The organism is Geminocystis sp. NIES-3709 (genome assembly GCF_001548115.1).
GTDB lineage: Bacteria > Cyanobacteriota > Cyanobacteriia > Cyanobacteriales > Cyanobacteriaceae > Geminocystis.
This window is the reverse complement of sequence record NZ_AP014821.1, coordinates 1,027,140-1,039,451: the sequence shown is the minus strand read 5'-3', so window position 1 is coordinate 1,039,451 and position 12,312 is coordinate 1,027,140. Positions and strand designations below refer to the sequence as shown.

9 protein-coding genes are annotated in these 12,312 nt (G+C 30.6%); 4 read left to right on the top strand and 5 right to left on the bottom strand.

Annotated elements, in window-relative coordinates; genetic code table 11:
- Positions 1 to 222: 222 nt before the first annotated feature.
- Together cobA and GM3709_RS04460 are read right to left on the bottom strand one after the other, a co-directional pair.
- The gene (cobA, locus tag GM3709_RS04465) at positions 223 to 972 is read right to left on the bottom strand and encodes a uroporphyrinogen-III C-methyltransferase (RefSeq protein ID WP_066116668.1); all 750 of its coding nucleotides are present in this window, start codon (positions 970 to 972) and stop codon (positions 223 to 225) included.
- Between the two features lie 361 nt (positions 973 to 1,333).
- The gene (locus GM3709_RS04460; RefSeq protein WP_066116666.1) at positions 1,334 to 2,485 is read right to left on the bottom strand and encodes an IS4 family transposase; all 1,152 of its coding nucleotides are present in this window, start codon (positions 2,483 to 2,485) and stop codon (positions 1,334 to 1,336) included.
- A 387-nt stretch (positions 2,486 to 2,872) separates the two neighbouring features.
- Here GM3709_RS04460 and GM3709_RS04455 point away from each other — a divergent pair, with 387 nt between their 5' ends.
- Positions 2,873 to 4,330, top strand: a complete 1,458-nt coding sequence (locus GM3709_RS04455; RefSeq protein WP_231937613.1) for a sigma-70 family RNA polymerase sigma factor — start codon at positions 2,873 to 2,875, stop codon at positions 4,328 to 4,330.
- 40 nt (positions 4,331 to 4,370) lie between these two features.
- Positions 4,371 to 5,765, top strand: a complete 1,395-nt coding sequence (locus GM3709_RS04450; RefSeq protein ID WP_066121729.1) for a DUF1822 family protein — start codon at positions 4,371 to 4,373, stop codon at positions 5,763 to 5,765.
- Positions 5,766 to 5,958: 193 nt separating this feature from the next.
- Here GM3709_RS04450 and argF read toward each other — a convergent pair whose 3' ends face one another.
- Positions 5,959 to 6,882, bottom strand: coding sequence for an ornithine carbamoyltransferase (gene argF / locus GM3709_RS04445; RefSeq protein WP_066116661.1), 924 nt, complete (start codon positions 6,880 to 6,882; stop codon positions 5,959 to 5,961).
- A gap of 242 nt (positions 6,883 to 7,124) precedes the next feature.
- On the opposite strand from argF, the gene GM3709_RS04440 reads away from it, so the two are divergent.
- Positions 7,125 to 7,355, top strand: a complete 231-nt coding sequence (locus GM3709_RS04440) for a type II toxin-antitoxin system CcdA family antitoxin (protein WP_066116660.1) — start codon at positions 7,125 to 7,127, stop codon at positions 7,353 to 7,355.
- A gap of 264 nt (positions 7,356 to 7,619) precedes the next feature.
- Complete coding sequence (locus GM3709_RS04435) at positions 7,620 to 9,263, top strand: ATP-binding protein (RefSeq protein ID WP_066116658.1); 1,644 nt, start codon at positions 7,620 to 7,622, stop codon at positions 9,261 to 9,263.
- Between the two features lie 171 nt (positions 9,264 to 9,434).
- Here GM3709_RS04435 and GM3709_RS04430 read toward each other — a convergent pair whose 3' ends face one another.
- Complete coding sequence (locus tag GM3709_RS04430) at positions 9,435 to 10,196, bottom strand: hypothetical protein (protein ID WP_066116656.1); 762 nt, start codon at positions 10,194 to 10,196, stop codon at positions 9,435 to 9,437.
- A gap of 181 nt (positions 10,197 to 10,377) precedes the next feature.
- Positions 10,378 to 12,048: an NAD+ synthase gene (locus GM3709_RS04425; protein ID WP_066116654.1), complete on the bottom strand. Its 1,671-nt coding sequence runs from the start codon at positions 12,046 to 12,048 to the stop codon at positions 10,378 to 10,380.
- Positions 12,049 to 12,312 lie beyond the last annotated feature (264 nt).

The following is a 12,312-nucleotide window of genomic DNA, read 5'->3' as shown; positions in this document are numbered from 1 at the left end:
CGTGTAATAAATTATAAACGAATAACAGCATATCATCTGCATATCTTACAGACGGATGTATCTACTCAATACCTTTTAAGTCTTGTGGTTTACTCCAATGAAGTATTTTTCGATCACCATTTATAGGATTATCTTATTTCTTTCATCTATACCTTATTAAATTTTTCATCAATGTGTTTAGTTATATAGTTTTATTCATTTTTGTCTCAAACGAGCCGCACATTAATTCCCCATTTCTAATTCCTTATAGAGTCGGCTAAATCCGACAACTTTACCAATAATAGCGATCGCCGGAGCGGTAAAACCAGTTTTTTCTACTCGATCGAGTATATCTCCCAGAGTACCATATAACTCCTCCTGTTCTGGTCTTGTACCCCAACGAATCAAAGCTATTTCAGTATTTTCCGTTAGTCCAGCCGATAACAATTGAGGGATGATATAACTTAAATTATGAATACCCATATAAATCACGATCGTTTCTGAGCCTTGGGCGATCGCTTTCCAGTTGACTTCTGGGCGATATTTCCCCGCTGATTCATGCCCAGTTACAAAAGTAACGGATGAACTGTAATCTCGATGGGTAACAGGAATATTAGCATAAGCAGGAGCGGCAATACCAGCAGTTATACCGGGTACCATTTCTACAGAAATTCCGGCGGAAACTAAATCTTGCATTTCTTCTCCACCTCTACCAAAAACAAAAGGATCACCACCCTTTAAACGAACAACTATGGCGTTTTCTTTGGCTTTTTCAATCAATAATTGTGTTGTATCAGATTGTAATAAAGAGTGATTTCCTCGACGTTTTCCGGCATTGATCTTCTCTGCATAGGGACTGATCATCATCAATATTTCATCACTAACCAAGGCATCATAAACAACTACATTAGCTAATTCCAACAGAGTTTTACCTTTTATTGTTAATAATCCGGGATCTCCGGGTCCTGCACCTACAAGATAAACTTTACCCACGCATTCCTATTAATTTATTACAGTCTAAATATCATAATATATCTTATATTGTTTTTGAGTAGCGTAATGTACAAAATCTGATTATTCACCTCAAAGATAAGAAATAGGGAAAAGTAATAATAATTGATTCAGAACTATCAGAAATTTATTTATTTCAATTGTTTATTAAATTTAATACTTCTAATTTATAACAAGTTTATGTAACTAATACATTCAAATCTTTTTAATAAAGTTTTACAGATCGAACTCAGATATTATTAAAGTTAGAATATTCTTTTGGTACTTTGAAAAATTTTCGATCGAAAACTGCTTGAAATTCTCTCAGACTAAGACATTTACATCTGAGGGGACGACAAAGCACTCATAATGCAGATTGGATAAGGGAAATAGCCCTCATACCTTGACGATAATAGGAGTGTTTCTGAGGAAATAAAGAGGTTAACTCCTCTAATTGTTCTTGGAAAAAGCAGATTTCACTTAGCCATTTTATGGCATTTAAACCAATAGAAAAATCACTATTTCTTTTATATTTTCTACCTTTTTCAGTCGGACGAACTAGATATTCACTTATTCCTTTTCTTTTAATTTCTTCTCCTATAAATGTTGAATAACTATAGGATAACGTTATTAGTATAATTAAAGAAATTAGTCGTTCATTATTGACTTTTGTACTCTCTAAATTATAACCGCCTAATTTCAAATCTCTAAACATTTCTTCGATGCCCATTCTTTTGGAATAAGCGGAGATTGTTTCCGACATACTTGCTAAATTTGTGAGAATAAACCATGGCTCTTTGCTAGATTTATTTCGATAATTTTTTTTCCACTTTGCTGCTAAATTAATTCCTGAAAATCCCTTCGTTTTTGTAACTTTTATTCCTCGATAATATACAGAGAATCCAGGACATAAACCTAATTCACTTAATCGAAACCATATATCAGATTCTAATTCGACATATTCGCTCTTTTTTAAACGTAGAGATAAATAAACCTGTTTCTCTAGTGATAACCACTTTGCTAAATCTACAGAGCAAAATTCTCTATCTCCTAAAACGATTATTTTATATTCAATTAATAAATTAATACTCGGTTCTAATACTTGTTTTTGTTCTAATAAATTACTGCTTCCTTTTTTATCTAGTAATGTAAAATAAATGGGAATAGCTCTTTGATTATAAACTAAACTTACCATCAATATATTAATATTTTGCCACTGTGTTCTATCAATTACTAAATAGATAACTTTTTTCGATTCCCAATTATTAATAATCCATGATTTTAAAATAGGAAACCAGATAGTTTCAATTTTCCAATTTTCCAGACTTAGAAATCTTTGTAACTTTTTAATTCTACTTCTTAATTTAATCGGATAAGGAAAAAGTTTTGCCATTTCTTCTAACCTAACAGTTTTAAGATTTTGGAGTAAGTTAACTAAAAGACAAAGAGTTAAATATTGAGGTAAATTAAACTGCTTTTTAAAATTATCTTGATAATCTTGGGGAAGTTGAAACATCTTTTTCTATTATTATTAATATACAAACTGAAAATATCTCATCTTTATCCAGATTACCATGTTCAATCCCTTACAGCATAGTCTTTTTAGCTTCATTGTCGCCCCCTCAGCATTTACATCAAACCCATAAAAATAACTGAAACCCTCGTTATAAAAGGAAAAACTATTAATCGATGTAGAATCTTTGATCAATCAAAGTTTGAGACTAATATTTTGTTTTTTTTAGTACCGATAACCAACCATTTCGGGTTTATTTTTTCCCATACATTTAGAAATTTTCAGAAAAATAAAAAATTTTTTGATAAATTGCGCATAAATTGAGAAAGTCACACTGATAAGTAGATAAGGAAACCAAACACTTGAGGAGAATCAGCCTTAATCTACTTTATGAAAATGCAAAAACGCACTAATCTTGTGACGCAGTTTTCTTCCTTTCTTTGTTTGAAAGAGGAATCCTCTTCTCTGATTACCTACTGGAAAAATACTCCAGAATTGGAACGAAATATGGAGTTATTAATAAAGCAACAAATAATTCCTTCAGAAGAAGATATTGTTGCTCAAGAGTTTTTACAATGGCTCAAAAAAGAACAAGATAACTTTAAATATAGACATTTAGTTGCTTATTTACAAGAATCCTGTTTTTTTGCAACTCAAAAAGTATATCAACGATTGAGAAGTTATTGGGATTTATTTACTTGGCAAGACTATTTTCAATGGGCAAATTTATTGGTATCTTCTCCTATTCAATTATTATCCAATTATGATACTCAATTTAAGTCTAAATTAACTACTTATGCTAGAAATAAGTTAGAAAATCAACTTATTGATCAAGCCTATCTATATATGGGATGGGATAGGGCTTCAGACTGGGGTTTATTAAGAAAATTAAGTATCACCAATCAAAGAAAATGCTTACAACAAATAGGAGGTTTAAAAGATAATAACTTAGAGCAATATTTATTTGTTTGGCAATGTTTCAATCTTATTTATCGATCGAAAGGAATAGGGCAAAATAAAATGTTACCTTCTCCTTCTCAAACTCAATTTATACAAGTTAGTAATGAGTATAATTTTCTCATCAGTAATAAGGAAAAATTTTTACCTTCTTTAACGTCTTCTGAGTGTGAAAAGATTTTATTAAAATGTGTAAATTTTGCTCGTCAATATTGCAATCCTCGCATGATAAAAATTGAAGAAGATGTTAACAATTTAACAAATAATATTGAATTAAATTTTACTGAAGAAACAGATGATCGACAGGAAGAATATGAGTTAGTCAATGAGATTTTAGCTTCTACTTTTACTAGGCTTGAAATGCCACAAAAAATATTATTTCAGTTGTGGAAAGGCTTACAGTTAACCCAAACAGAAATTGTACAAGTTATGGAATTAAATTATCCAGACTTCGTAAATCAACAATTTCAGGTGGCAAGAGAGATTAGTTTTGTTAGACAATGCTTATTAGAAAAACTTGTTGATGAGTTATTAATAGAAAAACAGATTTCTTTAACAAGAGCAATAATTGTTAAATTAAAACAACCTTTAGATCACTGGTTACAAGAACATTGTAAACAACTTTTATGGAAAAAAATTTCTGACTTATATCAGTCTTTTTCTTCTGAAGAACAAAACTATATCCAACAATATTTAATCAAACATAATTGGATTGTTAATGATTCAGTAGGAATAGATATTCAAAACTCAATAGCTTCAAGATTTAAAAATAATATAAGTGAGGAATATAAATTAGTTTTTCCTGATACTAAACATATTGAAATTAGTTTTATTCACCTTATTGAAGAATGGATTAATAACTCTACTTATTCTCTTATTAATAATAATTAATTTTCTAATGATTTTTATAAATAAAACTCAGATTAAGATTATGTCTTTAGATTTATTTACAGCTTTTAATTCTGAACATTTATGGCTGAAATTCTCTGATGAAGATGAAGTCAAAGCCATAAAAATATCTCAAGGATGTTCTCCTAATGGAGGCAGACATCAAAGTTTTTTAAATGCCTTGGTAAGTATTTGTTTAATCAAATGGTTAAAAATTACTTTTCCTAATATATATTATGAGGAATTAGATGAAAATAATTTATTAACATTTTGGGAATTTGTTAATGGTACCCCTCTTGTTATTAATAACAATACTCGTCTGATTTTATTACCTGAAGAAAAAGAAGATTTAACGGAGTTTTATATTCCTCAAGAGTGGGTGGATATTCCTCATTTTCGGGGAGATTATTTTCTACCAATACAAGTTAATTTAGATACTGGTTGGCTAAGATTTTGGGGTTTTGTTGTTTATGAAGATGTTAAAGAGTTAGCCATTTACGATCGTACTTTTTTCAACTATATTTTACCTGAGCAATTGGTAGAAGGAGATCTTAATTTATTATGGTTGTTTGAAAAATACTCTCTTTCTGGAAAACCTGAGTGTCAAACATTACCTTTACTATCGACAACGGAAAAAAATAATTTATTGACATCATTACTTCCATTAGATAGTTTAATGATACGTCATCATTTAGATTTTGTTAAATGGGGGGCAATATTTAGTGATGATAGTTGTCGTCAATCTCTATACCAACAATATCAACCTCTTTGTTTAGGTGCGTGGTTACAACATAATTTCAATCAAGCATACGATCGAGGATGGCAACACCTTCGAGATTTGGCAGATAATTTTGACTTAATTAACGATTCTCCGCCTCTTATTACCAATGGTATTGTAATGCGATCGGGAGAGATTAATTTACAATATATCTATCAAATTCGAGACGAACATCAATTAAGAATTGCAGCCCAAAGATTAAGTGTGTTACCCACTAATACTGTCCACAAATCCCAAGCGATACAAGCTCTTAACTATATCATGAGTCAATCCCATGATGATGAAACTCGCTGGAATGCCGCCGAAGGAATTTGGCGTTTAGAGCCGAATAATCCCAATGCTGGTTTATGGTGTGGTAAGCGTATTAATTTAGGGGTTGATGTAGGAGGGTTTTCTTTAGCTTTAGTGATTGGTTTATTACCTAAATCCTCTAACGAAAATAGTATTTTCCTCCGTCTTTATAGTATTAATGATTCTTATACTTTACCAATAAATCTTAAAGTTAATGTTATGGATCAATATACAGAAGTTTTTAAAACGTTAGTAGCACGACAAGACGATCGACTTTTACAATATAAATTCTGGGGTAAAAAGGGAGAATGTTTCTGGATTCAAATTAGTTTAGATGGAAGTCAGTTAAGTGAGGCTTTTATTATTTAGAGTCTGCTGAAAAAGTATTCTGATGAAGGTAGGAGTCAGGAGACAGAAGAAATACTTTTGTTAATTGTTAATTGATTTTAATACCTTTCTCACTTATTCAGCAAACCCTATTTAGGGATAAAAGTAATGAGAAATAAAAAGGCAAAACTAGGCAAAATTGATTAATTCCTAATTTCTAACTCCTAATTCCCCATTAATCATCTAAGCCTAATAAACACGCGATTAAAGCCTTTTGTGCGTGCATTCTGTTTTCGGCTTCATCCCAAATACGAGACTGTCTGCCTTCCATGACTTCGGCGGTAATCTCTTTTTCTCGATAAGCGGGAAGACAATGTAAAATAATAGCACTATCATCAGCAAGATTAACGAGATCTTGGTTTATCTGATAAGGTTGAAAAATTGGTATTCTTTGAGCAGTTTCTTCTTCTTGTCCCATACTTGCCCAAACATCTGTATATAACACATGAGCATTTTCGGCCGCTTCTTTTGGGGATTGAGTGATAACAACTTGTTCGGGTTTTTTTGCCAAGGCTTGGGCTTGTTTTACGATATTTTCATCGGGTAAATAGCCTTCTGGTGAAGCGATGCGCACATTCATACCCATTAAAACACCTCCTAACAACAGAGAATGAGCAACATTGTTACCATCTCCTAAATAGGTGAGAGTTAAGCCTTCTAAACTACCAAAAGATTCCTCGATCGTTTGTAAATCAGCTAAAATCTGGCAAGGATGCTCTAAATCTGTTAAAGCGTTAATGATAGGGATGTTACTATAATTAGCAAAAGTTTGTATATCTTCCTGAGCAAAAGTACGAATCGCTAAAATATCCAAATAACGATCGAGTACTCTTGCAGTATCTTCGATCGGTTCACCTCTACCTACTTGAGTGCGACTGGGGTTTAAATCAATAACATTCCCCCCTAATTGATACATCGCTACACTAAAAGAAACTCTTGTGCGGGTTGAGGCTTTATAAAATAAAAGTCCTAATGTTTTATTGCTGTTAAATTGTTTTTCACCTTTTTTTAAATCTGACGCTAAATCGAGGACAGTTCTAATTTCTTCGGGAGTTAAGTCTGCAATGCCTAATAAATCTCTACCTTTTAAACTACTCATATATTAAATTTAACTTGTAAAATAATTTCCATATCTTAACCCAAGGTGACGAAAATCAAACTGATTTATTAAGCAGATCCTGAACATCAGATCTTGTAAATATTTTTTAAAAATTTTAGAAAAAATTAACGTTTCTTAACTTATTTTGATCTATCACTAGGAAAATAGTTAAAAATCAAGGACAATAGAATATATAAAATAATTTTGTAAAATAGAACAAGTATAGGGTTAGTAAATATTGTATGAATAATCAAATTTTGTCTGAGGGGCGCGGTACTGATAAGGTAGAAATTTCGATTCATCTCGATTCGGACTTAGTCGAAAAAATCAGACATTTAACAAATGATCCCAGTCGAGTTATTGAGTCTGCGTTAAAAGAATGGTTAAAAGGAGAAAGACAACAAGATGATGATTTGACTCGCAGTTTGCGTCGTAACCCTCCTGTACCCCCTAGAGGAGAATGGAACGATTAATATCTGTAAGGAAGTGTCAAAATAATGATGTACCATTTCACAAACCCTTTTTGTAAGGGAGGAAATCAAAAAAACTCCCTCTTTATAAGGGGGATTTAGGTTCATCAAAAACCTTTAAAATACGTTCTAACACCTTTTTTTTGAAATAATTTATCGTTGAAAGAAAAGAGCGATTTTTGTTAAGCTCTAAGTTAATTTTTAATATAGTTAATGATCTAAACTTTGATCGATTAGCATTACATTGATTAGATCATCGGAGAATAAATGACGTTAAACATAGTTAAAAATAACTTTCAAAATCTAGGGGATTTGGGTAGTGAATTAGTCTTTACTCAAGATGTTTTGGGTAACTATCATTCTTTTTATTGGCGATCGAATTTACCCGAATTAGGAGTAATTACTAACGACTCAATCATCAAATTATCTCCTTTTGCAAAATCAGCTTATCTGGAAAGAATTGAAAGAATTTTAACTCGGAAAATTCCTGAACAATGTCATTGTATTTTGTGTTACGAAGATCATTCTTTACCTTTTGAATTAATTATTAGTCCAATTATTCTCCCCAGTGGTAATGCTGAATTAGTATTAGTTATGGGGCATCTTTTACAAGAACAAGAAATTTGTTTAACTACCACTTCCTCACTACCCACTAATCCCGATCCTTATCAAAAATTACTTACCACCATAGCACGAAAAATTCGAGCGACGCTCAATTTAGAAACCATTTGGCAACAAACGGTAGATAGTATCGGAAAAGCTTTAAGTACTAATCGTTGTCTTTTATTTTCCCCGACAAAAGAAGAGGAATATCTCGAAATTAAAGCCGAATATTGTGATCCTCGTTATCCCTCCATATTAGGAAGACGTTTTAATTTTCATGACTATCCTGTGATAAAAGATGTTGTGTTTGAGCGTAAACCAAAAATTATAGTTGGGACTTTGTACCCTTCCTGTGATGCTTTGTCCGTGTTGTTAGTACCTACTTTTTATCACGATCAATTTAATGGAATTATTTGTTTACATCAATGCGATCGATTAAGACAATGGAATCAAGCAGAATTAGAATTAGTACAAGAATTAGCAGATCAAGTGGGAACTGCGATCGCTCATGCTATGCTATACCAAAAACTAGAACAAGCAAATACTCAGGCAGAAGAAGCATCTCGATTAAAAACTGAATTTTTAGCCAGTACTAGCCACGAATTAAGAACACCTTTAAATGGTATCATCGGATTTTTAAGACTCATACTAGATGATATGACCGATAGTCGAGAAGAAGAACTAGAATTTCTCGATCAAGCCTATCATTCCGCCTTACACTTATTGAATTTAATTAATGATATTTTAGACATCGCCAAAATAGAATCCGGGAAATTAGAATTTAATTTAGATACGATTTCTCTTAACAACATTTACAACGATATTTATAAATTTGCCCATAATCAAGCCGAGAAAAAAAATCTCTCTCTTAATATTCATTTACCTGCTACCTATGACCAAATTTTAGTCTATGCTGATTATCAAAGACTACTACAAATAATGTTTAATTTAGTTGGTAATTCTCTCAAATTTACCAGAGTGGGAGGGATAGAAATTACAACAGAAATTATACCTAAAACCTTTATTTTAAAAGGAATGACATTACCCGGTATGGTAAAAATCAGCGTTGCAGATACGGGTATAGGAGTTTCCTTAGATAAACAAGAAAAACTATTTGAGACATTTTATCAAGTAGATGGTTCTCGAACAAAGGCTTATGGAGGTACAGGATTAGGATTAGCTATCTCAAAACGCTTAGTAGAAACAATGGGGGGTAAAATCTCTTTTTACAGCATGGGAGAAGAATTAGGATCTACAGTAACATTAACCATTCCTCTGTCTCAAATGCCTTTACTAAAAACTGACTAAATTCATAAGTTATCAAAATTAAAGGTTAGATTGGAAAGATATATAGTCATTTCACTTAAGTTTGAAACAGTTTGTTAAGATGATAAAAAATATTAAATTATCGTTACTAAAATATAGTTTTTTATATTAAAGTTAATTTTCTTTAGGCTCGATCGAACACCATAGCTATACTTAAGATATTAATTTAGTAAAATCTTCCCCAATTGAATTTTTCCAAATATCTTGTTTTGTACGATCGACATAATTTCCTTGATAGTCAAATATTTTTAATAAAATTATCTCTAAATACCATTGACCTAAAATATAAACTTCAGAAATAACATCTTCTTTATCCACTTGTGAATTTATTATAGTTTCCTCCATTTTTTCTAAATTTTCAAGAGTGTCATGAACAATTGACTTTCTTACAAATACAAAAATTGCTGGAGAATCATTAAATCTATTGTCTTGATCATTTTCGATTTTTTTTAAATTAGTTAAATTTACAGGAATCTTTAACGGTAAATTATAGTGATTTAACAATTTTCTAATTTTCTTGGTAGTGTCTTTTTTATCATATTTCTCTTTTGTTATCACTTGTGTCAATTCTACTAATATAAAGCTAGATAACATTTCTAAAGCAGCCTGTTGTAAGATAATATTACCTTCTATCATAATTGAGCATTTATTTGTTTCAATATACCAATTAAGTGCTTTTTTTAATACGTCATTCCATTGAGGATTATTCCATTTTTGACAAAAATTAGAAAATAAATTTTGAAAATCTTGATCACAAGAATCGGGAAACCATCTTTTAATATAACGATGTGATTCAACAAAAAAATTCCACCATAGTTCCGATACTAATATATCATTATGATCAAAACCTGTTATTAATATTGGTGTTGTCCATGAACCATTAATAAAGGAAAGATAGTAATATAGTTTTTCCAAAATACTTTTAATTTCATCAAGTGAAAAATCACTATTATAGCGTTTATCTAAATAGTAAGGTACACCTATTTCTTAATAGCAATGGGTTTGACTCTGCTCTGGAGTACCTCATAAATATAAGAATTGCTATATAATAATAATAAGTAAATAACTATTAAATTACAACAAAAATTTCTAATTTCTAATTTGTAATTCCTAATCTATAAGCAATAGGCATTTTCCAACCGGTACCAAATGCTCGATCTGTTATTTTTAGTCCAGGAGGGGCTTGTTTTCGTTTAAATTCAGCTCGATCAACTAATTTTACCACTTTTTTAATAGTCTCTAAATTATGCCCTGCTTTTTCAATATCATTTAAAGATTGATGTTGAGTGATATAACGTTCTAAAATATCGTCTAAAATATCATAAGGAGGCAAAGAATCTTCATCTTTTTGATTGGGTTTTAATTCTGCACTTGGTGGTTTTACTAAAATATTATTAGGGATTATTTCTTCATCCTTATTAATCCATTTACAGATGTTAAAAACTTTCGTTTTCGGTACGTCTGCAATAACAGCTAATCCCCCATTCATATCACCATACAAAGTACAATATCCCACTGCCATCTCAGATTTATTGCCCGTTGATAATAATAAATAACCAAATTTATTTGCGATCGCCATTAATAAAGTCCCTCTAATTCTCGACTGTAAATTTTCTTCAGCAATACCAAATTCTGTATTTTTAAAAAGGGGATTTAACATAAAATCAAAACTTTTCATTCCCTCTTGAATAGATATTTTTTCGCTTTTTATACCTAAATTATTAACTAATTTTTCAGCATCAATAACAGAATGATCTGAACTGTAAGGGGAAGGCATTAACACACCAAAAACATTATCTTTACCTAATGCAGAAACAGCAATAGTTGCCACTAAAGCGGAATCAATACCACCACTTAAACCTAAAATAGCTTTAGTAAAACCACATTTTCGAGCATAATCTTTGACACCTAATACTAAGGCTTGATAAATTTCTTTCTCTTCACTATCAATTAAATCTTGAACATAATTTGAAGATAAATCTTTATTATTTTTCTCTAATTCTAAATAAATTAAATCTTCTTGATAGGGATAACATCTAGCAATTATTTCTCCTTGCTTGTTAACTCCACAACTAAAACCATCGAAAATTAAATCATCATTTCCACCTACTTGATTAACATAAATAATTGGTATTTTATATTTGTTAACAATATGCTTTAATAATCCTTCTCTTAGTTTTTGTTTCCCAACAATATAAGGCGAAGCTGATAAATTGACAATTAAATCAATATCCTCATTAACTAAATCTTGAATAGGATTAATACTATAATTTTTTTTACCCCAAAATTGTTCATCATTCCACAAATCTTCACAAATTGTTACCCCTATTTTTACACCATCTAAAATGAAAAAATTAACATCATTTCCTGCACTAAAATATCGATCTTCTTCAAATACATCATAAGTTGGTAAAAGTCTTTTATGATAGATTTGGTAGATTTTACCATTATTGATTAAAGCAGTACTATTATAAAGGTTCTTTTTACCCTGTTCATGAGCAAGAGAATTAAATGTTACAGTACCTACTAAAACATAAATTTGTGATGGAATTTCTAAGGCTAATTGCTGTAATTTTTCAGACATTACATCAACAAAACTTTGGTTTAAAAGTAAATCTCTGGGAGGATAACCACAAAGAGATAATTCAGGGGTTAAGAGTAATTTTGCACCCTCTTTAACGGCTAATTCAGCTTTTTCTCGAATTTTCTTAGCATTGTTTTCAATATCTCCGATTATGGGATTTAGTTGGGCGATCGATATTTTCATAGTTTTTTAAAATAAAAAATAACATTGAATTTATTTCAATAAATGTTCTTAGTAATAACAAGACTATTTGTTAAGAATAATAATTTATATAGCAATCCGAAATAAACTCATTTCAACATAAAATTTTTTATTAAGGTAGGAGACAATAGTAATAATTGATTTAAACATTAGTCAAATTGATTTTAGATAATTATTTATGCTTATTTAATTCTTTTGTTAAGGTAAAATGTCTTTACCTACTACTCTTAAACCCTTATTAATAAT

Bases quoted from the DNA above. Each gene is read 5' to 3' on its own strand.
- GM3709_RS04440 (WP_066116660.1), top strand. From the start codon at position 7,125: ATGAATAATCAAATTTTGTCTGAGGGGCGCGGTACTGATAAGGTAGAA.
- argF (WP_066116661.1), bottom strand. From the start codon at position 6,882: ATGAGTAGTTTAAAAGGTAGAGATTTATTAGGCATTGCAGACTTAACT.
- GM3709_RS04435 (WP_066116658.1), top strand. From the start codon at position 7,620: ATGACGTTAAACATAGTTAAAAATAACTTTCAAAATCTAGGGGATTTG.
- GM3709_RS04455 (WP_231937613.1), top strand. From the start codon at position 2,873: ATGAAAATGCAAAAACGCACTAATCTTGTGACGCAGTTTTCTTCCTTT.
- GM3709_RS04425 (WP_066116654.1), bottom strand. From the start codon at position 12,048: ATGAAAATATCGATCGCCCAACTAAATCCCATAATCGGAGATATTGAA.
- GM3709_RS04450 (WP_066121729.1), top strand. From the start codon at position 4,371: ATGTCTTTAGATTTATTTACAGCTTTTAATTCTGAACATTTATGGCTG.
- GM3709_RS04460 (WP_066116666.1), bottom strand. From the start codon at position 2,485: ATGTTTCAACTTCCCCAAGATTATCAAGATAATTTTAAAAAGCAGTTT.